General features: G+C 65.3%; 13 protein-coding genes and 2 pseudogenes. 6 read left to right on the forward strand and 9 right to left on the reverse strand.

Going from position 1 to position 22,146, the window contains the following annotated elements:
* The first annotated feature begins 36 nt into the window (after window positions 1–36).
* The gene (locus tag K1X41_RS03280; RefSeq protein WP_132205088.1) at window positions 37–1,437 is read left to right on the forward strand and encodes a zinc-dependent metalloprotease; all 1,401 of its coding nucleotides are present in this window, start codon (window positions 37–39) and stop codon (window positions 1,435–1,437) included.
* Window positions 1,438–1,578: 141 nt separating this feature from the next.
* The gene (locus K1X41_RS03285; RefSeq protein ID WP_220175313.1) at window positions 1,579–2,538 is read left to right on the forward strand and encodes a hypothetical protein; all 960 of its coding nucleotides are present in this window, start codon (window positions 1,579–1,581) and stop codon (window positions 2,536–2,538) included.
* Here the strand turns inward: K1X41_RS03285 and K1X41_RS15330 are convergent.
* The 4 genes and pseudogenes from K1X41_RS15330 to nudC form a co-directional block, all read right to left on the reverse strand.
* A complete protein-coding gene (locus K1X41_RS15330; RefSeq protein ID WP_258566623.1) occupies window positions 2,535–3,002 on the reverse strand; it encodes a 3'-5' exonuclease in 468 nt (155 codons plus the stop codon). The genes K1X41_RS03285 and K1X41_RS15330 overlap by 4 nt on opposite strands.
* A gap of 69 nt (window positions 3,003–3,071) precedes the next feature.
* Window positions 3,072–3,566, reverse strand: a pseudogene (locus K1X41_RS15915) (hypothetical protein); the annotation flags it as partial.
* Window positions 3,551–4,306: pseudogene (locus K1X41_RS15340) on the reverse strand (UvrD-helicase domain-containing protein); the annotation flags it as partial. The pseudogenes K1X41_RS15340 and K1X41_RS15915, both read right to left, overlap by 16 nt.
* Window positions 4,296–5,108, reverse strand: a complete 813-nt coding sequence (gene nudC, locus K1X41_RS03295; RefSeq protein ID WP_258566624.1) for an NAD(+) diphosphatase — start codon at window positions 5,106–5,108, stop codon at window positions 4,296–4,298. The pseudogene K1X41_RS15340 and the gene nudC, both read right to left, overlap by 11 nt.
* A gap of 243 nt (window positions 5,109–5,351) precedes the next feature.
* On the opposite strand from nudC, the gene K1X41_RS03300 reads away from it, so the two are divergent.
* Window positions 5,352–7,070: a phosphotransferase gene (locus tag K1X41_RS03300; RefSeq protein ID WP_220175314.1), complete on the forward strand. Its 1,719-nt coding sequence runs from the start codon at window positions 5,352–5,354 to the stop codon at window positions 7,068–7,070.
* Here the strand turns inward: K1X41_RS03300 and K1X41_RS03305 are convergent.
* Both K1X41_RS03305 and K1X41_RS03310 read right to left on the reverse strand, forming a co-directional pair.
* Window positions 7,015–10,845: an ATP-dependent DNA helicase gene (locus K1X41_RS03305; RefSeq protein ID WP_258566625.1), complete on the reverse strand. Its 3,831-nt coding sequence runs from the start codon at window positions 10,843–10,845 to the stop codon at window positions 7,015–7,017. The two genes, K1X41_RS03300 and K1X41_RS03305, sit on opposite strands and share 56 nt — an antisense overlap.
* On the reverse strand, window positions 10,842–14,138 hold the full coding sequence (locus K1X41_RS03310; RefSeq protein WP_220175315.1) for a UrvD/REP family ATP-dependent DNA helicase: 3,297 nt from the start codon (window positions 14,136–14,138) through the stop codon (window positions 10,842–10,844). The genes K1X41_RS03305 and K1X41_RS03310 overlap by 4 nt, the downstream gene beginning before the upstream one ends.
* 222 nt (window positions 14,139–14,360) lie before the next feature.
* Here K1X41_RS03310 and K1X41_RS03315 point away from each other — a divergent pair, with 222 nt between their 5' ends.
* Window positions 14,361–17,174 carry a penicillin acylase family protein gene (locus tag K1X41_RS03315; protein WP_258566626.1) on the forward strand — a complete coding sequence of 938 codons (2,814 nt, stop codon included), beginning with the start codon at window positions 14,361–14,363 and terminating at the stop codon, window positions 17,172–17,174.
* 318 nt (window positions 17,175–17,492) lie between these two features.
* Complete coding sequence (locus tag K1X41_RS03320) at window positions 17,493–17,717, forward strand: DUF3107 domain-containing protein (protein ID WP_132205074.1); 225 nt, start codon at window positions 17,493–17,495, stop codon at window positions 17,715–17,717.
* A 245-nt stretch (window positions 17,718–17,962) separates the two neighbouring features.
* Here the strand turns inward: K1X41_RS03320 and K1X41_RS03325 are convergent, their stop codons facing one another.
* Window positions 17,963–19,345 carry a bifunctional phosphopantothenoylcysteine decarboxylase/phosphopantothenate synthase gene (locus K1X41_RS03325; RefSeq protein ID WP_220175316.1) on the reverse strand — a complete coding sequence of 461 codons (1,383 nt, stop codon included), beginning with the start codon at window positions 19,343–19,345 and terminating at the stop codon, window positions 17,963–17,965.
* A 67-nt stretch (window positions 19,346–19,412) separates the two neighbouring features.
* On the opposite strand from K1X41_RS03325, the gene K1X41_RS03330 reads away from it, so the two are divergent.
* Window positions 19,413–20,147 carry an NRDE family protein gene (locus K1X41_RS03330; RefSeq protein ID WP_220175317.1) on the forward strand — a complete coding sequence of 245 codons (735 nt, stop codon included), beginning with the start codon at window positions 19,413–19,415 and terminating at the stop codon, window positions 20,145–20,147.
* A gap of 40 nt (window positions 20,148–20,187) precedes the next feature.
* Here the strand turns inward: K1X41_RS03330 and K1X41_RS03335 are convergent, their stop codons facing one another.
* Window positions 20,188–21,387, reverse strand: a complete 1,200-nt coding sequence (locus tag K1X41_RS03335; protein ID WP_220175318.1) for a class I SAM-dependent methyltransferase — start codon at window positions 21,385–21,387, stop codon at window positions 20,188–20,190.
* Between the two features lie 11 nt (window positions 21,388–21,398).
* Window positions 21,399–22,118, reverse strand: a complete 720-nt coding sequence (locus K1X41_RS03340; RefSeq protein WP_132205066.1) for a ferritin-like fold-containing protein — start codon at window positions 22,116–22,118, stop codon at window positions 21,399–21,401.
* Window positions 22,119–22,146: the final 28 nt, after the last annotated feature.

Here is a 22,146-nt window from a genome sequence, read left to right on the forward strand (position 1 = left end):
TAGCGTGGAATGACACGTACGACCGAGGGAGCAGCGATGAGCGCGAACGAGCAGGAGAGCTCCGACGACCAGGGCCGAAACGACTTCGAGGAGCTGCAACGGATCCTCTCCGAGATGCTTTCCGGCGAGGGCGGCAGTGCGGCACTCGACCCGGCGGAGTTCGCGAAAGTCGCCGGGATCCCCGTCGATCCTCAGACACTGCAGGGGTTGTTCTCGACCTTGCAAGGCGCCATGCACAACCCCACTGAGGACATCGACTGGTCGGTGACGAGGCGCACCGCGATTGAGGTGGCCTCGGACGGCAGCGCCGCGGTGGATCCCGCGCCCGCGATGCGGGCGTTTCCTGTCGCGACGCTGTGGCTCGATGAGGTCACCGACATCGGCGCAACCCCGGACGCCCCGCGCACGCTCAGCCGTATTGAGTGGGTGCAGCAGACCGTCGACACGTGGGTCGGCCTCGCCGAGCCCGTCGCCGATTCCATTACCGGGGCGCTGATGCACGCTCTGCAAACGCAGATGCCGGAAGAGCTCAGCAGCGCGCTCCAGGGTGCCGCCCCGATGCTCAAGAGTGTCGGCGGCGCACTCTTCGCGGTGCAGCTCGGCACGATCATCGGCAAACTGTCTGGCGAAGTTGTTTCCGCTGGCGACATTGGAATTCCGCTGCTTTCGGGGCCGGGCCGAGAGGGTGGTGCGCTTCTTCCCAGCGGCGCAGCCGCCTTCGCTGAGGGGCTCGACCAGGACCCGGAAGCCGTGACACTCTACCTCGCCGTTCGCGAACTCGCGCATGCACGGCTGTTCCGACACGCGAAGTGGCTCAGGCTGCATCTGCTCTCGGCGATCACCGACTACTCGCGAGGGATCCGGATCGACACTGATCGCATTGAAGATCTCGCACGGGATCTCGATCCTGCGCACCCCGAGCAGATTCAGGAACTGATCACGAACGGCGCGCTGATCCCGCCGAAAACTGAGGCGCAGGAGGCTGCGCACGCGAGGCTCGAGACGATGCTCGCGTTGATCGAGGGCTGGGTCGACGTGGTCACCGCGGACGCCGCGAAGCGGATCCCTGGCGCAGATGCCATCGCTGAGATGGTTCGCCGACGTCGCGCAACCGGCGGCCCGGCCGAGCACGCATTTGCCGCTCTCGCCGGCCTCGAACTTCGTCCGCGCCGGCTTCGCGAGGCCGCGGCACTGTGGCGACTCATCGCCGAGCGGAGTGACGTCGCCACACGAGACGGCTTGTGGGCGCACCCCGATCTCCTGCCAACGTCCGAAGAGCTCGACGACCCGACGCTGGTGCTCACTCGACTCGGATTGGTTGAGGCGGCGGTGGACGCCCAGGCCGACGATTTTGACGCAGCACTCGCGCAGCTCCTCGACGGCGAATTGCCCCCGCACGAGGGCGGCGAAGACGGGGAGACGCCCCGCACTCCGTAGTTCGCTGCCCGTGGTGGCGCGTTCTGCGAATCGCGCTTCCTCACTTCGCTCACAGCCCCGGGTTTTTTGGCTATTGCCGCCCGGGGTTGTTTGCTTGTGGATGACGCGCTCGGCCTGTGGTTTTCGCTCACACTTGCTGACATGACCCCGCACGTCTCTGAGACAGCACCCCCGACCGCCACCGAATCGTGGCTGCGGCTGCGGCCAGGGCTCCCCGTGTGTTGGGAGACCACCGAGCTTCTGCGCGTAGGGTTCGACCGCGCAGTCGCTCGCGTCGTCGATCCAACGCCGAGTCAGCAGCGACTCATTGGCAGACTCGTCGAGGGGTTTCCCGTATCTGACCTCACGGATCACGCACGCGCCGTTGGCGCGACGAAACAGCAGACACACGCGTTGCTTGCGGCGCTCGGACCCGCACTGGAGTCCGTACAGGATTACATGCCCGGCCCCGCGATGGACTCCGCAGTGGATACTGAGGCCACGCCGAATGCCGGACCGGGTGCGGCCGGAAGCACACCCCGCACTCACCCGCCACGAGGATTTCCGATCCGGACCCAGATGAGCGACGGAGCTCGGCGCCTGCCCGGGCTCAGCGGCACGCTCTCCGGTTCCGGCCTCTGCGACTTTGCGAAGGGCACGCAGCCACCAGAGCTTGTCATCTATGCCGAACGGTTTGTCGAACCACTCGAGCGGGCACAGACCTGGCTCATGGCTGGTACACCGCATCTCCGCATCCGATTCACGGACACCTCGCTCATTGTCGGGCCCCTCGTCATTCCGCCGGGGGCACCGTGTCAGAGCTGTGCAACGCTCGCGGTCCTAGAACGGGACAGCGCGGTTCCCGTCATCGCAGCTCAGCTCATTGGCACGAGACCCGCCAGCGAGACCCACCTGGTCAGCATTGTTGCGGCGGCGACAGCCACTGAACTGATCGTCGCCTGGCGCCGCGGGGATCCCTATCCGCACCACACCGAACTGACCTTTCCAGTCGCTGCCGGCCGGGTGGTGGGCTGGCCGGCCACGCACGCAGTCCACCCGCACCGGGAGTGCGCGTGCTGGCTCCTGCCACAAGGACCGCCGGCCCCTGTGGCAGCGCGCTAGATGAGACCGGACTCTCCCACGAAGCGTGACGGTTGCCGGTTCGCACGCGTACCGCCTGCGACGCCGGAGAGCCGCAGCATATCCCTCGCCCGCGTGAAGGCGACATAGGCAAGCCTGCGCTCCTCGTCAATGCTGGCCTCGTCAACGGCGTGGACAATCGGAAACTGCCCCTCGTTGAGCCCTGCCACGTGCACGAGCGACCATTCCAGCCCCTTCGCAGCGTGCACCGCGCTCAGCGTGACGGCATCTACTGTCGGTTCATGCTGTGTGCGTTGTCGCGCGAGCAGTTCTTCGCTGAACTCCCTGATACCGGCTCCGGGCGGCATCTCGTCGACGAGGGAAAGCAGCGAGCTCAGGGCTTCCCACTTGTCGCGTTCTGCAGCACCCTCCGGAGGTCGAGTTGACCAGCCGCCCGCGCGAAGCGCGTCGCTCACGATCTGGAACAGTGGGCGGTCGTGGGCCACCTTTGCTTCTCCACGGATCAGCATTACGGCCTGACGCACATCTGCCCGTTCGAAAAAACGCTGAGCACCGTGCACTCGCACGCCAACGCCACGCTTACGCAGGGCATCTTCGAACCTGGCCGACTGGGCATTGGTGCGATACAACACGGCGATCTCGGAAGCCGGGGTGCCCGTCTGGATCGCGGCCGCAATCGAGCCCGCGACGGCCTGCGCTTCGTCGCCCTCGCTCGCGAACCATTCGAAAGTGGGTGCAGCTGGCCCCGTCTGGGTCGGAGGCTTCGCCCCGGGCCTGGCCTGGCGTTTGGCCAGGGGGTGGCCGAGGTGAGCGGCGCCCCGACTTCCGGTGCCGGATCCTGCGTGGCACGCATTGCCGTCAGCGTCAGCGCACCTGGCCGATCCCGCATCAACCGGTTTGCCATCCGCACGATCGGCTCCACGGAGCGATAGTTGCGTTCCAATCGCACCTGACGCGCGTTGGGGTGTTCCACACCGAACCGCAAGAGATAGGAGCTCGATGCACCGGCGAAGGAGTAGATCGTCTGACTCGCGTCGCCGACGACACAGACATCATCGCGATCCCCCAGCCACACCTTGAGCAGTGCGTGCTGCAGTGGCGAAACGTCCTGATACTCGTCGACAGTGAAGAAGCGGTAGCGCTCCCGCACTTGCAGTGCCACCCGGGGCTCGCTCTCGAGCATGCCCGTGAGTAATACGAGCACGTCTTCAAAATCGATCTGGCGGCGTTCTTCAAGCAGCCCGGCGTAGCGAGTGTGCAGATCAATCAACTGCTCGGGCGTCAGGCCTGTGGGGATCGGTCGCTGGTCAATACGGGCCGCGTAGTCATCGATGCTCAACATCGACGTCTTTCGCCACTCGATCTCGGCGGCCAGATCACGCAGGGCTTCCCCGCCGAGCCGCATGCCGGCTGCCTCGACGGTCTGCGAGAGCGCAGCAACCTTCCCTGGCAGAATCTGCGGCGCACTCCCGCCGATTACATCGGGCCAGAAATGACCGAGTTGCGACAGGGCGGCGCCATGGAACGTCTGCGCACGCACGCCGTCAGCGCCAAGAGCACGGAGCCGCCCCTGGAGTTCTCCTGCAGCCTTGCGGGTAAAGGTCACCGCGAGTACGCGCTCCGGGGCGTAGACCCCTGTGCGCACACCGTAGGCGATCCGGTGCGTGATGGCCCGGGTCTTGCCGGTTCCTGCCCCGGCGAGGACGGAGATCGGGCCACGAAGATGCTCTGCAATCAGTCGCTGTTCGGGATCGAGCCCGGCCAGGACAAGCTCTGCCTCAGTGGCCACCGGTGTCGCCCTCGGCAACCCAGCGGTCGATCAACCAGCGCGCGATCGACACCGCCGTCGGTAACACGATTCCCGGCTCAGGATGGCGCAGCTGATCACGGGAAAACCACCGCAGCTCAGAGATTTCCTCCGGGTCGGGGCAGAGATCTTCTGGGTCCGATCCCGCTGCCAACGTGGCGCGGAACCCAAGCATCAGCGAGCGCGGGAAGGGCCAGGGCTGTGAAGTCACATATCGTATGTTGTCGAGCCGCACCCCAGCTTCCTCAAACACCTCTCGCGCCACAGTCTGCTCCAGCGCTTCACCGGCTTCGACAAAGCCCGCAAGCAAGGAGAAGCGGCCGTCCTCCCAGAGCGCGTTTGAGCCGAGCAAAATCCGGTCCTCGTGTTCAATGAGCACGATGACCGCTGGATCGGTGCGAGGAAACAGCTCTCCCCCGTGGGTGTCGCGCCGTCCCCAACCGCCGAGAACGACCTCGGTCGGCTGGCCGTCGCGCGGAGAGAACGCCGCAGCTTCGTGCCAGCGGAGCAGTGCGGAGGCAACCGCGACAAGCTCGCGCTCGGTGTCTTCCAGCTCGTGGACGGTCGCAAACGGGTGGACCCAGGTAACTGGCGGAACGCCGCTTGCCACGGCTGCGTCCTGCTCAGCGGCGGCGAACACCGCCGTTCCAGCCATACGTCCGAGGTAGACGTAGCCCGCTGGCGCGTCGGCAGTGGGGGCCGGACGTTCCCCCACTGCGGGACGGAGTGCAAGCCGCAGCGGCTGCGAGCCCGCAACAACGGGGATCTCGACCCCGCGCATCATCAGCACGCGCGTGCCCGGTTCACGCCAGGCGGCGTCGAGCAGTTCGGGGTTGCTCGGGTCGCCGCGTCACGGTCCAGCGCGCCGCTCGCGAGCGGTGGCCGATCGTCGATCATGGGTTCTCCTTCGTGGTTTCGCTGGCTCGGCGTTCAGCAGACGGCGTGTCACTCGTTCGCAGCAGCCGGTGTGCCGCGAGGTGCGCGTGGCGTCGCCGCCAGCGCCTCGAGCCTGCATACCCTGATGTACATGGCCAGCATCCCTTTCACTCTAGCCGCGCTCGCTACCTCGGCGGTGCCGGGTCTCGTGGTGTTCGGAGTGCGCGAACACGAAGAGGATTCACGGTTTGCTGAGGCGGTGATCGTGAGCGAGGACGCTGAGCTGCTCGTGCGGGTGCCGCGCACACAGGCGGCGGAGGTGCAACAGTCGGCCACGGTGCTCGGCCTTGCCGCTTTGACCGCGGGACCGCGAGGGAAGCTTCCGTTCGCGGTGCCCGAGACCCTTGGCATGACCCGGGCGGGCGAGACGCGGGCCGTGGTCACCACTTTTGTGGACGGGGATCACTTCTCCGCCGAAGATTTACTGACCGATGCGCTTCTACTCGAGCCAATCGCGTGCGCGATCGCCGCAATCCATGAGCTCCCCCTGAGCGTCGCGCAGAGTGGCGGCTTGCCGGTATCGACGGCGCAGGATCTGCGGCTGATCGCGACCAGACTCATTGATCGCGCCGAGGCGACGCGGATGGTGCCCGAAACCGTGCTTCAGCGTTGGCAACGCACCGTCGAAGCGGCGGAGCTGTGGGACTTTGCGCCTACAACGGTGCACGGTTCGCTCGATGCAGAACAGTTGCGGGTTGCTGAGGATCGGGTGGTGGGGATTGTCGGCTGGTCTGAACTCTCGGTGGGCGATCCAGCTGCCGATTTGGCCTGGCTGCTCGCACCTGGGAATGACGTACTCGAAGCGGTGCTCGCGCGCTACGCAGCGCAGCGCAATACGGGTTCGCTCGCACACCTGCGCACCCGAGCAGCGCTCTACCATGAGCTGGAGGTCGCGCGGTGGCTGCTCCACGGCATTGAGTCCCATGATCAGTCGGTGATCGACGATGCCGTCGCGATGCTGGATCGCATGGTCGGTGTGGGCGGAGCCCTGAGTGTCGCGTACGCGGTGACGCAGGATCGCGCCCCGCTGAGTGACCAGGAAGTCGAGGCCATGCTGGACGAGACTCCGCTCGTGTCGAGCCACCTCTCGGAGACCGCCGTTGTCGAGGCGCTCGACGAAGACCGGATGTTCGGAAACGAGACCGACTTCATCGAGCCGTTGCAGAGTAGGGGGCAGTCGAGGGCTGAGTCCGAAGGCAATACTGGTTCTGGTTCTGGTTCTGGTTCTGGTTCTGGTTCTGGTTCGGATTCCGCCCGGGATCTCGTCCCCGAGACTGAAGGCTTCGCTGCGCTGCAGGCCGACACCGGGATCGTGCCCGATTTCGATCTTTCGTCGTTCGCAGCCGCCGCGGAGGCGGCCGCTGCGGAGGCGGCCGCTGCGGAGGCGGCCGCTGCGGAAGCTGCGAACACAGATGCGAATGGCGCTGGGGGCAGGCAGGGCGGTGGTGCCGATCGGACTGCCGAAGCCGCAGGTGCGCGCGGTGAGGCTACGTCCCGAGATACTGCAGACCGCGCTCCCACAGCGCATGATACAGCCGAACGCGAAGCCAGGGCCCGGGATGCGGCGGTACGGGCTGCCGCGACCCGCACGGAGGCGAAGTGGCCCGTCTGGCCGAAGTCTCGAGACTCAGCTTCGGGCGCGGGCCAAGAGACGCCTCCCCGAGCACGTGCTGCGGACGAAGCGACCGGTGGCGTTGCTTCTTCGAATCGCGCCGAGCGTGCGAGCACGGCGGCCGACCCCGCGGATGATCAGCTCACTGAACCATATGACTCCGATGATCTGCCGTCGCCGCCCGAGCGGGATCGCTGAGTCGCTCGGCAGCGGTAAGCCAGATTGTTTCGAGCTCAGCGAGTGAGCGCGGGGCCCCGCTGCGGAGCTCGATGCCTTCAGCGACGTAGAACAGCGACACGTCAATGAGTTCTGGTGAAACTCTTGCCCACTGGGCGTACGCGTGCCGATACAGGTCGAGCTGAAAGAAGCGCGACTCGCGTTCGGCGTCGGTGCGCGGTGAGCGACCGGATTTCCAATCGACGATCTCCGTCCGCTCAGCACCTCCTCGATCATCGCTCTGCCGGTACACAGCGTCGAGCTTGCACACGAGCGTGCGACCCGCAAATGGGAGCGTGACTTCGAGTTCGACAGCGATGGGCGCGAGCAGAGCCCAGCGCGATCGCTCAAACTCTTCGATGAGAGGCCGCAGCTCGGCCTCGTCTCCTCCCCCATCGAGATCAGAAATTGAGGTCCCGAATCCGTCGGCGCTCCGCTGACCCTCAGGAGCGGCCGGCAACTCGGCACCCGTCTGAACCTCAACAGCCTCAGCGCCTCCAGCAGCTTCAGCACGTTCAGCAGCCTGCGGAAGTTCGCTGCCCACCTTGGAGTTGCTGTCCGAGGTGACCTCCAGGCTGAAGGTCCGCTCGGGCTGGAACAGCTCGCCGTCGAGGGCGTCTTCGAGTCCGGCGAGCGGAAGCGCGGTCCCGATCGCCGTGGTTGCCCGGCGTTCCACCCACTCGTGAAAGCGGTTGCCGACGCGGGTGCGTCGATACGGCCGCTGCGGTACTGGTCGCAGGCGGAAGCGCTCAGATCGCGTCGGATCTTCAATGAACTCATGGAACGTCGACGCAGTAATGCGTGCGGGGAGATCCTCCGGCTTACGGATCAACGATTCGCCCGCGAGCGCGGCATTGCGTTCTGCGAGGAGCAGCGCAACGGTTTCATCAAGCGGGGTCAGTCGCTCGTCACGCGCCTGCGCAGCCTCGTTGCGCTCAACGGTGGCCGCGTCACCCTGAGTATGCCATTGAGCGTCCCGATCTTGCCTCCCACCGAGTGTGTCAGCTACGTTACCCGTCGTCGCGTGTGGCGGGCTCTCCCTGTCAACGTCCGATGCATCAGGGCGCTGCGCCACCGCCAACGCAGTGCGCAACACCTCAGCCGCCGCGAGCACAGCTCCCTCGCGCGCGCCGAGTGGGTGAAGCGGCCACTGCGCAACCAGCTCTTCAGCCACGCTCGGGTCGGTTTCGTGGGCGCTCTCCTCAGGCAGTCCCGTGATAATTCCAGCTTCGCCCAGCTCTGTGAGGAATACCGAAGGAACGCGTGCCCGAGTCTGCCCGCCCCAGAACGAGCCGGTCAGCAGGAGCCGATCCGCTGAACGCGTGATCGCGACGTAGGCGAGCCGGCGTTCTTCTTCGGCGTGCCGCTCTTTCAGCGCTGTCTTGTATTCGGCGATCCGCCCACGGAGTTCATCTTGTGTGTCAGCAATGCGCCAGTTGAGCTCTGGCCGGGCCGCTGCATCGCCGCGCAATTCGTCAGGGATCTGTCCGGTGCGTAGCCAGCCAGCCCCAGCTCGCGCGGATCCGGGAAATTCTCCAGCGACGAGTCGTGGCACGACCACGAGATCCCACTCGAGCCCCTTCGAACCGTGCGCTGTGATGAGGTGCACCGTTCCGGGCACGGGCGCCGCAACGTGCTCTGCGCTTTCGTCAGTTTCAATCGCGCGCTCGATCCATTCCAGCACCGACGCGAGCGTGCCGCGGGTGTCTATGGCGAGGTAGGAATCAACCAAATCGCCAAACAGATCAAGGTTGGCGTATGCCGCGGAAGTTCCAGCGTGCTCTCGCTGTTCGTTGGCGTCGAGTTCAATATCGAGCCGAAGCGCCTGCACCGTCGCCCCGATCAGCTCTCCGATGTCTCCGCCGACGAGGGTTCTGAGGCTGGCGAGCATTCGGCCGGCCTCACTCAGCCGCTCACGCCCTGCAACGCTGATACTGCGGAGCGCGCGGTGGTCGAGTTCACGCATGTGAGCGATCTGGTCGAGCGCGTCGAGCAACGTGAATTGGCGATCCGGGTCTGGGAGCACCTGGTCGGCAACCCGGTCGGCTTCGGAAAGCGGTTGCTGTGCGAGGTCGCGTTCGCCAAACCAGCGCGCGGCCTCTTTGAGACCTGCAAGATCCGCGACTCCGACACGGAACCGCGGGCCGGCGAGCAGTCTGATGAGTTCACCACCAGCGTCTGCGTACCAGAGTGCGCGGAGGGTGCACACGACATCGGTCACCTCCGGCGTTGTGAGGAGCCCACCCAGACCGACAATGCGGTTCGGGACGCCCACATCGCTGAGTGCCGCGGAAAACGCTGCCATGTGTTTGCGCGTGCGGAAGATCACGGCTGCGCTGGGGAGTTCTCCGTGCTCTCGCAGGTGAGCAACGCGCGCGTCTCGCATCCATTCAGCAACGGCGAGCCGTTCTTCATGCACGGTCTCCGGGTAGGCCCACTCGACGGTGCCGCTGCCAGCGCCGGGCCGGGCAGTGAGTTTCGGAACGGTGCTTGCCGCTGTTTCGGCAAGCGCTCCGGCAATGGTGTTTGCGGCATCCAGCACTCTGGAAGGATTGCGCCAGCTGGTGGAAAGTGTGAGCGTCGCCGGGGCTTCGTGCTGCGTTCGCAGTGCGCGCCCTCGAGGTGCGAAATCGGTATGGAAGGAACGCAGCCCCTCGGCAGATGCGCCACGCCAACCGTAAATCGACTGGTGCGGATCCCCGACTGCCATGACGGACGCACCAGAAAAGATCATCGAGAGGAACCGTGTTTGCCCGACCGAGGTGTCCTGCACTTCGTCGAGGAGCACTGCGCGGTGTCGCCGGCGCAACGCAGCAATCGCGTCGGGTGAGTGTTCGAGTGCGCGCGTGGCGAGGGCGAGTTGGTCTGGGAACTCGATGAGACCACGTTCTTCTTTCGCCGCGGCATACTCGCGCGCGAGCCGCGTAATCAGTGGCGTCCCCGTCAGCGCCGCGACTGCGTCGCGCACGGGCGCGTACACTCGACCGCTGGGCTCCGTCCCGAGTTCTTTCTCGTTGTATGGGAGCTGGATGACGCGCCCGAACTCGGACACGACCTGATCGACCCGATCCAAGGATGTGAGGTTGTCCGCGACCGCGTGATCAATGCTTAGGATGTGTCTGATCAGTTCTGGAATGCGCATGTCGCTCTCGGCAAGCTCACTGTCAGCGCTACGAATGACGACGTCGCGCGCGAGCCGCCACGCCGTCGCTTCGTCGATGACCGCAGCACCCGGTGCGACCCCCGCGGCGATACCAAATTCTTGGAGCACTCCAGCGGCGAATGAGTTGTACGTGCTGACCTCTGGAATGTCGAGACCGTCGGCGAGCAGCACGTCGAGCCGCTCGAACGCGCCGAATTCGGCCGGAGCAAGCGTTCCGCGCTCTGCTGCGTCACGCAGGCGATCGATGAAGACCGCGAGCCGTCCCGTAATGCGCTCCCGCAGTTCGCCGGCAGCCTTGCGGGTAAAGGTCAGTCCAAGCACCGCGTCCGGGGCCACGAGCTCGTTCGCCACAAGCCACACGACGCGGTTGGCCATCGTCTCAGTCTTGCCGCTGCCAGCTCCAGCCACCACAAGTGTGCTGCCGCCAAGCGGCTGTTCAATGACGGCTTGCTGCTCCGGTGTGGGAGTGAGAACTGGTGCAGGCGGCACCGCCAGCAACTCGGCGATTCGCGCCGCAGCGAACACCGGTGGCGTCACTCCTTGTGTCTCACGAGCAGTGCCGGCGTGCTGATCGCTGTCGGGTATGGTGCTCATCCCTGACTCACCGCCGGGATGATGTGCAACCGGCAGTTCCCAGGCTGGTGCGGGTCAGAGCAGTGGTGCTCAATCCTTGCGGTGAACTCCCCCGCAGCCATCACACGCGCAATGTTCGACACACGCTCCTCCATTTCCTGAATTGCCTCAGCGTCAATCGGGGCTTGCACCCGCTCGATAAATCCTGATCCCCCTGTCGCATCCGGATGCACGTAGAGCAGACGAGCGCCTCCACTGCGAGTTTCGATGTCCGGGGCCGGTACCGAATTGTCGACGGTGTCTTCGGAGTCGGCCGGCGGGCCATCGATGGTGAATGCTCCCAGCGTGACCCCGAGCTGGTATGCGCGCAGCTGTGCATGCGTCTCGGCTTGGGCTTTGCTCGGCGGGGTTCGCCCGGTCTTGAGGTCCAACACGGTGACCTCCGCCTCACCATTTGCGAGTTCCCTGCGCTCGAGCCGGTCCGCGATCCCTCGCAACACCGCTCGATCGATGGGCACGGCGAAACTCGCTTCCTTCCCGATCAGCGTGCGCTCAGAGGCCGCGAACTCTTGCAAATACGTAGCGAGGCCTTCGGTCATCGTGACAGCAAGGCGTTTTGCGCGCACTGATTCCCACTGGGCATCGAAATCGAGTTTGCGCCACTCCGACATGACGGCGGTCAAGAGCTCGTCTGCGTCTGGCGATTGCGCCGTTTCGAGCGCATGGTGCACGAGCGTGCCAATACTCGCTTGCACGCTTCCAGTGCCGCCGCCCAGGTGTGCAATAGCCCAGTCGAGCGGACAAGACTCCGCGCGCTCCAACTGCGAAGGACTCACTGAAACCGTTGCCTCGGGATCCTCATCGAGCGGGACCAGCGGCGCCTGGGTACTGGGCGGCCGCACGCCATACCATTCATCGGGAGGCGCGCCTGGGACACCGGCACGCGCAAGCTCGCTCAGCGCACGCAATGCAGCTTGGTCAGCTGGATCACGCACGAGTCGCCTGCGCATATCGGCCGTGATGCCACGCAGCGTAATCCTGGAGCTCGGGAGCCCATCAGCGCGGAATTCTCGCCCGAGCGAGAACAGAGCACTCGGATGCTGATCCTCGTCGGAGACGGCCACGACGAGCAGTTCAGAACTCGCTCGCGCGCAGGCATGCACGAGTAGCCGCAATTCATCGTGAATGGTGTCGCGACGCGACGGAGGAACTGCTTCATCTCCGCGCAACCATCGCTCGAGCGCCGCAGCGCCCAGCAATGAACCGCGCGCCCGGAGATTCGGCCACGAGCCATCTTGGAGCCCCACGATCGCAACAAGTGCAAATTCTCGTCCGAGCGCACCCTGCGGGGTCGTCACAGTCACCGACGCACGTTGGCTGCGCTGCGCCAGCGAGTCCTCAGGCACCGTACTCGAGAGGATCTCATCAAGCAGTTCTTCGATCGGCTGCGTGCTGTCTTGCTCTTCGTGGCGCTGCAGAGCGAAGAACAGGCCCATCACGGCATCCAACGACCGATGAGCGTCATCCGAACGAGCGCCTCGGCCATCGAGCGCATCACGCTGCCAGTCGCTCGCGAGCTTCGTTCTGTCCCAGATCATCCACAGTGTTTCGCGCGCGGTGCCGCCGGCTTCGCGCACGGTCATCGCAGCACCGGCGATCTGGCCGAGCTTGCGTAGTGCACGGCCGCCGGCGCTGTCCACCACTGGCACGGGACCTGGGAATGCGAAGGCTTCTGCGACGAGCTCATCGATGCTGCGAGTTTCACGCTCTTCCTCGCGGGCATCACGTCGCTCCTGGAGCAGCAGCGCGCTTCGCAATCGCCGCAGTGCGACCGGGTCGAGGCCACCAATGGTGCCGCCGACAAGGGGAAGAATCTCCTCGGGCGCGATCGCATGCAGGCCGAGAGCGTGCTGCAGCAGGCGCACGAGTTCGCGGACAATCTGATGCTCTCGCAACACGATGCCGCCCGCCGCAATCCCCGTCGGAACCTGGTGCGCTGCCAGCGCACGCGCGACGCGCACGGCCTCCCCGCGACTGCGGCACAGCACCGCCATCTCGTTCCACGGCACCGCGGGAGCGCCTCCGAGTCCGAGCCGTCGGGAGCGCATGCGGTGCGCAATCGCCCCAAGCTGCTCCGCGCCCGACCCGACAACCGCGAACTGCACAGCGGGATCTGGATCGGCGGGTTGCACAGGCCTGGCAATCGCCTCGCGCTGTTCACCGAGGCCTGCCGCGCCCACTCGAGCCGCGAGCCCCGCAACGGCTGATCTGAGCTGAGGACCATGTCGATGCGCCCGCGTGAGCACGACACACTGAGCCGGTTCCTGCGGCGTGCGCGCGGCCGGGCGAATAGCTCTGCGGGCCAACTCGGAGTCGAGCCGAGAAAGCACTCGAGTGCGCTCTCCGTGGAATGCGCCCGTTGCGAGATCCGGATCGCCAAAGACCCAGATCTTGGAGCCCACCTCGGCGCAGGCAGCGAGGAGCGCGAGTTCTCCCTCACCAAGCTCTTGCGCATCGTCGATGAGAATCAGCCGCGGCATCGCAAGCTGAGCCTCCGAACCAGTGGGTTGCCCTGATTCAGAGCCGACGACGTGGCCTGAGCCCGCGCGAATGCCTCCGTCGCGACGCACTGCACCGGCAGCCGCGTGCAGCAGCGAGCTGGAGCTCAACTCACCAGGTCGCTCCACTTCGAGTCGCTGGGCAACCGCAGCGATGAGCGCAAATCCATCACGCCAGCGGGCGCTCAGCTCAGGATCCGGCACCCGAGCATGCTGCTCACGTACTGCCGCGGTCTCAAGTTCACGCAGCTGTGCGGCGAGCTCCATCGGGGCGACTCCGAAATCGTCAGCCACGCGCCACAGTTCGCGCAGCTCGGCGCGAAAAGCCGGACTGTGCAGCACCTCTGGCGGCACTCCGGCGATCTCCGCGCCGTGAGCCGCGGTGCCGGCACTCACGACGTCTGCAATCGCCTCGTCCTGGACCGTGCCGGTCAGGAGCCGTGGTGCTTCATTGCCCGCCAGTGCCGCCGAGCGGGACAGCACAGCAAAGGCCAACGAGGCGGCGGTGCGCACCGGCGTACCACCAAAGGCGCGCCCAAGATCGCGCTCGATCGCCGCGCGAAGCGACGTCGCCACGAGACGATTGGTGGCAAGCACCAGAACATCGGTCTCTTCCCACCCTGGTAACCCGAGAGTGCGGCAGAAGGCCTCACGGAGGACAGCCGTCTTCCCGGTTCCTGCTGCCCCGAGGATGCGTGCGTGACGCGACGGATCCAGAGCAAGCGCCCGGGTCTGAGACGGGTCAAATGAAAGCATGCGGCAAGCCTACTGAGCACCTCAGACAATGTTGTCGGCGGAGCTCAGAACTCCCCCGAGATCCGGGCCCCGCGCTGTGACTTGTCACACTTTGACGCGATCCGAGCGCGCATCATGCCAGACTCACATCGGATCAGTGTCGGCGGTTCATGCCAAACTCGAACCACGCTTCGCGGGGATACCCGCCAACACATCAGTCGCCTCAGAGTGGAGGATCACGCCATGGCAGTTACCGCAGCCGAAATGCGCCCACCGACCGCCCCACCGAACGGTGCGCCGCCCGCAGCACCTCCACGCAGCGCGCACCCGAGACGAGGTCGCTTCCGGCGCGTCGTACTGTGGATCCTCGCGATCATCGTAGCGATCGCGTTGCTCGCAGGTGGCCTCGGAATCTGGACCGTCACGCGTGCTTTTCCGCAGGCAAACGGCACGCTGCAGGTCCCTGGAGTGACCAACTCCGTGAGCGTGCAGCGGGATGCACGCGGCATTCCGACAATCACCGCGAGCTCATCGGCCGATCTCTTCTTTGCACAGGGGTTCGTGCACGCGCAAGATCGGTTCTGGGAGATGGACTTCCGCAGACATTTGACGAGCGCTCGGCTATCCGAGCTCTTCGGCGAATCACAGCTTGGCACGGACACATTCCTCCGCACTCTGGGGTGGCACCGCACCGCTGAAACCGAGGTCCAGCAACTACCGGCTGAGACCCGTGCGTTTTACGAATCATACGCAGCCGGTGTGAATGCCTATCTGAACGAACGCGCCGGGGGCGGTCTCTCGCTCGAGTACAGCGTGCTCGGTCTGCAGAACCCTGACTACTCACCGGAGCCGTGGACCCCGGCGGATTCTGTCGCCTGGTTCAAGGCAATGGCCTGGGATCTCCGCACGAACATTGAAGACGAAACAGCTCGCGCCCTTCAGGCGCAAGGACTGAGTGCCACGCAGCTGGGAGAGCTCTACCCCGGATACCCGTTCGAGGAGCACCCCGTCATTCTCGCCGACGATCCCGCGGGCACGGCCGTCACCGACGGAACACTGGCGGCACCGTTCCCCACCCCCGCAGCGGCAGCGGAGCGCGGATCCAGTGCCGCTCCCGGCTCCCTTGCCGGTTCAGGGTCCGCTCCCGATCCCGGCTCCGAGGCGGCCGCAGGAGCCGTCGCGCGCAGCGCCGATCTCGGGAGTGCTGCGGGCACCGCTCACGCAGCCGCACTCCCGAAACTCGCAGCCCTCGGAACCCTCCTCGACCGTGTCGACACACTGATTGCAGGACAGGGAGAGGGCGTCGGCTCAAACTCGTGGGTGGTGTCCGGCGAACACACTGAGACCGGAAAACCGCTGCTCGCCAACGATCCGCACTTGAGTGCTGCGCTCCCCTCGGTGTGGACACAGATGCAGTTGCGTTGCGAGACGGTGTCGCCTGCGTGCCCGTTCGATGTGGCTGGCTACAGCTTCTCGGGGCTGCCAGGAATCGTCATCGGTCACAACGAGAAGGTGGCGTGGGGTTTCACCAACCTCACGACCGACGTCGCGGATCTGTATGTCGAGCGCATCGAAGATGATGGCTACTGGATCGACGGCGAGAAGCAGCCCTTTGTGACCCGCTCAGAGACGATCAACGTCGCTGGGGGCGATCCCGTCAAGATTGAAGTGAAGTCGACCGGGCACGGCCCCATCCTGTCGGGACTCGAATCAGACTTCACCGCGATCGCGGAGAATCCACGTCTCGGAGCACCAACGACGCCGAACACCGCGAACTCCAACTCTACGCTGGACCCCGCAGATGATGCGGCGCTTCCGCCAGGAGAGTTCGCGCTCAGCCTCCGCTGGACGGCGCTCGACGTGAGCCGCACCGCCGAGGCAATCTTCACCCTGAACCGGGCCGAGAATTTCGCAGACTTCCGACTCGCGGCCTCACAGTTCGATGTTCCCGCACAGAACCTGATCTATGCCGACCCCGACGGCAATATTGGGTACCAAGCGCCTGGCAAGCTCCCAATCAGAGGCGCGGGCGATGGCTGGCTGCCACAGCCTGGTTGGGACAGCGCGTACGACTGGCAGGGCTTCATCCCGTTCACCGATCAGCCGATGACCTACAACCCGGAATCCGGAATCATTGTCACCGCGAACAACGCCATCGTTACTGACGACTACCAGTACTTCCTCAGCCGGGATTGGGACTACGGGTACCGCGCCGCTCGCATTCAGGAACTCCTCGACGAGCGAATCGCGGCCGGTCCCATCACTGCTCTGGACATGGCTGAGATCCAAATGGACAACCAGTTCCCGGTTGCTGCGACACTGCAGCGAGCGTATGAGGGTCTCACCGTAGAAAACCAGGATGTTGCCGAGTCACTGAAGCTGCTGTCGGGCTGGGACGGCCAGAACGATCCCGACTCCCCCGCAGCGGCATTCGCAAATGTGCTGTGGCAGCACATCACCGCCCAGCTGGTCGACGAGCAGGCTGTTCGCATTCCCCGTGATGATCAGTCCCGTTTCGCGCGAGCGTTCGAACTGCTGATAGACCAGCCCGACTCGGAGTGGTTCAGAAGTACGCTGAATGGTCTCGCAACAACGAAGGACGAATTCCTTATCCTCGCCGCAGAACAGGCCCAGACTGAACTCTCGGAGTTGCAGGGTGCGGACCCAAGCAAGTGGAACTGGGGCACACTGCACGCCATTACGCTCACGAATGGCACCTTCGGTACGAGTGGGATCGCCCCCATCGAAGCGCTCTTCAACCGCGGCCCCTTCTCGGTCGGCGGTGGCTCCGGCGTAGTGAACGCGACCGGGTGGGGCCTCGACGAAGGCTACGCAACGACGACTGTGCCGTCGATGCGGATGGTCATTGATGTCTCAGACTGGGATGCCTCGACCTGGCAAAACCTCACGGGGGCGAGCGGACACGCGTTCCATCCCAACTACACCGATCAGACCGAGGGGTGGGCACACGGCGAGCAGTATGCGTGGGCGTTCTCACCACGAGCTGTCGCGGCGGCGGCGACCGACGAACTCATACTCGCCCCTACGAGTTCCTGATCGGAGCCGGACGCTGTGGCCCCGGAGCCGGACGCGCCTCCCCCAGAGCCGGACGCTGCGACCGGAGCCGGGCGCTGCGGCCGGAGCCGGGCACACCTCCCCCTGCCCCGGGCACACCTCCCCGGAGCCGGACGCGGGGAGCAGCCTCCGGAGGCGGGCGCTGCTCCCCGCGCCCGGATAGAGCACATGCACAGAACACCCGGGTCTGCGCTCACGGCGAACGTGCGCCCAGATCCGGGGCATGGCACAGCCCACAGCCATAGACTCGGATCAGTTTCAATTCTGTGGCCCTGTGCCACCGCACCTGAGGAGGCCCCCGTGGAAGTTCGCATCGGCATCAAGCAGTCACCCCGTGAGCTCGCATTCGAAACCAACGCGAGCGCCGAAGAAGTTCGCGGGCTCTTCGAAACCGCTGCTGCGAAGGACTCCGGCCTCGTCGCACTCGTCGACACCAAGGGCCGCCAGTACCTCGTCAGCGCCGACTCCGTCACGTATGTCGAACTCGGCGGCGAAGCAGGACGCCGCGTAGGCTTTGTGAGCTAGCACCTCGGAACGCATCACGGGGGCCTCGGATCGTGCGATCCGAGGCCCCCGTGATGCGTGGTACGGACGACTGCGCTCACCTGGCCCGTGAACATCCCCCTCCTGTCGCAATGCTCCGCGGAGAAGGCTCGCTTCAGCGAGCTGACCGAGGACGGATCCGACAAACGGACACGAGATCACTCTGTAACGCGAGGCACCGAGCCACAGTCACTTCACGTCTTCAGCATGAGCGCGGCAGGCACGAATCAGCGCGCAGCGGCATCGAGCTCGTGGCGCACTGCATCGAGGAGGCGCTCGGCAACCTCACGTTTTGTTCCGGAGACTGAGCTCACGACTGTGCCATCGGCATCAAGCACACGCACGTCATTGTCCCCAGATTCGAAGCCTTCGCTCCAGCCCACGGCATTCAGCGCGAGCAGGTCGACCCCCTTGCGCAACAGCTTTCGCCTGCCCCGCTCCAGCAGCTCCTCCTCGGTCGACACCGTCTCAGCCGCAAACCCGACGATCACCTGACCAGGGCGGCGATCCCGCACGAGTCCAACCAGGATGTCTGGGTTTTCAACGAGCGTGAGCGTGGGGGCCTCACCGGGAGCGTCTTCTTTGCGGATCTTCTGGTCAGCCACGTCAGCAACGCGATAATCGGCGACGGCGGCAGCCATGATCACTGCCTCAGCGCCAGCCGACGCAGCGTGCGCCGCAGATTCCAGCTCAGCCGTCGTGCCGACGGGAACCACTCGCACTTCAGCACGATGAGCGACCTCAGAGAGGACCGCATCATCGATGTTCGCCGCGAGGAGAACAACTTTTGCGCCGCGATCCGCGGCAGCGAGTGCCACGGCGACGCCCTGTTTCCCGCTCGAGCGGTTCCCGAGATAGCGAACCGGATCAATCGGCTCGCGCGTTCCACCAGCGGTCACCAATACTCTCAGCCCGACCAAGTCGCCCTCGGCTTGTCCGATGGATCCAGAGACCGCTCCGGATATCACCGTCGCGTCAGAGTCATCGTCGACTTCGGAGGTCCCTGGATCATCTCCTGCAACGCGGCCAAACACCCCCGTTGGCGGGGCGACCCCTGCGGCGTCGGCTGATTCCTCAGCGACCCCCGCCGCGAGGATTGCGGCGGCCCGCTCACCAATGACCTGAGGTTCGCTCATCCGTCCAGGGCCAGTGTCATCGCCGGTGAGACGGCCACTCTCCGGACCCACAAAGACGACTCCTCTGGATCGCAAGATTGCGACGTTATCCTGCGTCGCAGCGTGCTGCCACATTTCGGTGTGCATCGCCGGGGCTACGAGCACCGGTGCGCGCGTGGCGAGCAGCGTGGTACCGAGGAGATCGTCGGCGAGGCCAGCCGTCATCCGTGCGAGCGTGTTCGCTGTAGCAGGAGCAACAATCACCAGGTCGGCGCGCTGTCCGAGCGCCACATGCCGCACCTCGGGGACGTCTTCGTGCACCGACGTCGTCACAGGGTTGCGACTGATGGCTTCCCAGGTCGGTTTGCCCACGAAACGCAGTGCATCTGCGGTGGGCACGACGTGGACCTCGTGCCCGGCCTCCACCAGCAGGCGGGCAAGGGCAACGGACTTGTAGGCGGCAATACCGCCGCTGACTCCCAGCACAATGTTCACGCCCCCATCCTCCCACTCTCAGCTGTCCGTGACCGGAATGGATCACACCTCACTACACTCGGAGGCAATGTGCACTGTCGTGATTGAGGTTCCGGGCGACCAAGCCACTCCGATTCGCCTCCTTGCGGTGCGCGACGAAGATCCCGCACGCGCGTGGGATCCCCCAGGACAGTGGTGGCCTACGGGTTTCCCAAATACCTGGGGCGTGCGGGATCGACGCGCGAACGGCGCGTGGTTGGCCTATGCGAATCAGCCAGGACGGCTCGCAGTGGTGCTCAATCGCGCGGCCGAAGTCGTGGAGCCGAGCGCAGGTTTCACCTCACGCGGCACCCTGGTGCTCGACACTATTGCTGGATCGGTGCTGCAGGATCCGCCTTCCACACCCGCGTTCACCCTCCTCGACGTTCACGGTGGGACCGCGGCGGCTGTGTCGTGGGACGGCATCTCTCTGCGCCGCAAGCTGCTCGCGCCAGGCGTGCACATGATCGCCCACCACGACGTGAATGACCAGGCATCACCCCGAATCGCCCGGTGGCTTCCCGAGTTTCAAGCACTCGCTGGCACACCGGACGACGCCTGGCGCGAGGCGTGGCTCGAGCTCCTCGCGCGCTCCGCCGAACTCGGGCCGGACGATGATCGCGCGATCGTGCGCGACAACACCGTCCATGGGTTCCCCACGCTCTCATTGCTCGCGTGTCTCGCTGAGATCGATGAGAGCGGTGTCGCACTCGACTGGGCGGAATTTGATCCGCCTGGCACCTGGGGGAACCCCACCTTTCACTCCGGGGACCACCGAGCGTAGCGGTGCGGCGCATGCGGCCAGGGGCACGCTGCCAGCCCGCTCAGACGGTGACGCACTCCAGCAGCACCATGACCTCAAGGTGCTGCGTGTGCGGGAACATGTCGAACACGCGGGCCTCGCGAACCGCGAATCCCGGCATCGCCGCGAGGTCGCGGGCGAGACTCTCCGGATTGCAGCTGGAGTAGATCACGCGCTGTGCCCCGCACTCGTCCAGCCAGGCAGCCAGCTCGGCACCAATCCCCCGCCGCGGCGGGTTCACGATCACCAATTCAGGCACGTCTTCGGGGTGGGCGCTCAGCGCAAATGCTGTCGCATCCGCAGCCACAAAGCGCGCGGCGATGCTGGCTTCTTCCGCACTGCGTTCGGCGGAGCGCACCGCTTCAGCCGACACCTCGACTCCGAGCACCGCTCGGACACCGCCGATCCCGACGTCTGAACGCGGCGCGCATGCCAGCGCAAATCCACCAACGCCGCAGTACAAATCCCAGATCGAGGCTGGGTCGAGGCGCGCGACCCACTGTGCGGCCTGGGCGTAGAGCTCTCGTGCGACAACCGTGTTTGTCTGAAAGAAGCTCTGCGGCCGCAGATGCAGCGTCACACTCGATGAGGCACCTCCCGCGCCAGCGCCCGGCTGCGAACTCCCCAACTCCATGGTCAGTGAAGACCCGAGCAGCAGCTCTTCTCGCTCTCCTTCGAGCAGCGCGACATGCTCAGGCAGCACGTTCACCGAGATCACCGTCGCCTCGGGCACCGCGGCCTGCACCCGAGGGAGCGCGCGTCGCAGCGCAGCCAGGGTCTGTTCACTCCGCACCACGAAGCGCAGCATGAGGTCACCGGAGGGCGCCGCGGTCACGTGCACATATTTCAGTTCACCGCTGCGGCGCGGCACGTCGTACGGAGCCAGGCCAGTTCCATCAAGGAACTCAGCAAGGCGCGGAATCATACGGCGGATCGCGGGCACTTGGATCAGGCAGTCCCGCAAATCAACGCCGATACCCCCCGGGCCCAGGATCCCAAGGGTCACGCCGCCAGCCTCGCCCCCTACGACAAGCTTGGCTTTATTGCGAAAGTCTCGTTCGCCACCGCTCACGATCGGTAGCCAGGCCGTCTGCGGCACTTGAGCGAGTAGCGTGCGGCAGCGCACGTCCTTGGCGTGAAGCTGCTCCGCTATTGGCGTCTCAATGAGCGCGCAGGAGCGGCAGCGCCCGGCTTCGAAGTACTCGCAGCTCGGAGTGATCATGGAGCGCACCATTAGGCGGTGAGGCCCAACCCGTCCATGCGTCGAATGTGATCCGCAATGAGCTCGGTAAACACCGGTTCTACTTCATGCGCGTCAAACTCGCGGTTTTCGCTCAGTCCGAGAACGGCACGAGATACGAGAAGCGTGTCCCCCACGAGACGACGGCCCCAGAGCGCAAGCCAGCTGCCGAGCGCTTCGTCGTCAGCCAATGCGGCTTCGAGCAGAGCTTTCAGCTCAGCACGCCCAGCATCGTTGCGCAGGATGCGGATCGCTTCGGTGCGATAGCTGTCACGCAGCCCCTCGGCCAGAGTCGCGAAGAAATCATCAAAGAGGCCACCCACGAGGTACAGCGAGAGCACGTGCTGATGCCAATCGGGCGTGTCGATGCGCTCCACATACTCGTCAATCACGGGCGAGAACGGGGCCATGATGATGTGTGGCTCGTGGCCGCGATCCCGGATTTCCGTGGTGAGCAGCTGATGCTTCGAGAGCGTCTGGCCTGCGATCTCGGCGAGCACGTTCTTCGCTTCGAGCGTCGGCGCGCCGGATACTGCGCGTGTCGCCGCCTCGTACAGCTCAAGCTGCAGATATGCGGTGAGCCCCAGAAATGGGAGGATTCCAGGCGCGAACTCCGAGAGTTCCACGCGCTCGGTATCCGCCCCATCACCGCGGGAGCGCAGCTTCCGCGCAGGGGCAGTTTTGCGGCGCAGCCCTCGGATCCACTCGAACACCCTGTCAGCTTAGCGCCGCACGACACCA

The organism is Leucobacter luti (genome assembly GCF_019464495.1).
Classification (GTDB): domain Bacteria; phylum Actinomycetota; class Actinomycetes; order Actinomycetales; family Microbacteriaceae; genus Leucobacter; species Leucobacter luti_A.

Coding starts and splice junctions, on each gene's coding strand:
- K1X41_RS03280 (WP_132205088.1), top strand. CDS start 37: ATGAGCGCGAACGAGCAGGAGAGCTCCGACGACCAGGGCCGAAACGAC.
- K1X41_RS03300 (WP_220175314.1), top strand. CDS start 5,352: ATGGCCAGCATCCCTTTCACTCTAGCCGCGCTCGCTACCTCGGCGGTG.
- K1X41_RS03335 (WP_220175318.1), bottom strand. CDS start 21,387: ATGATCACTCCGAGCTGCGAGTACTTCGAAGCCGGGCGCTGCCGCTCC.
- K1X41_RS03305 (WP_258566625.1), bottom strand. CDS start 10,845: ATGAGCACCATACCCGACAGCGATCAGCACGCCGGCACTGCTCGTGAG.
- K1X41_RS03310 (WP_220175315.1), bottom strand. CDS start 14,138: ATGCTTTCATTTGACCCGTCTCAGACCCGGGCGCTTGCTCTGGATCCG.
- K1X41_RS03315 (WP_258566626.1), top strand. CDS start 14,361: ATGGCAGTTACCGCAGCCGAAATGCGCCCACCGACCGCCCCACCGAAC.
- K1X41_RS03285 (WP_220175313.1), top strand. CDS start 1,579: ATGACCCCGCACGTCTCTGAGACAGCACCCCCGACCGCCACCGAATCG.
- nudC (WP_258566624.1), bottom strand. CDS start 5,108: ATGATGCGCGGGGTCGAGATCCCCGTTGTTGCGGGCTCGCAGCCGCTG.
- K1X41_RS03330 (WP_220175317.1), top strand. CDS start 19,413: ATGTGCACTGTCGTGATTGAGGTTCCGGGCGACCAAGCCACTCCGATT.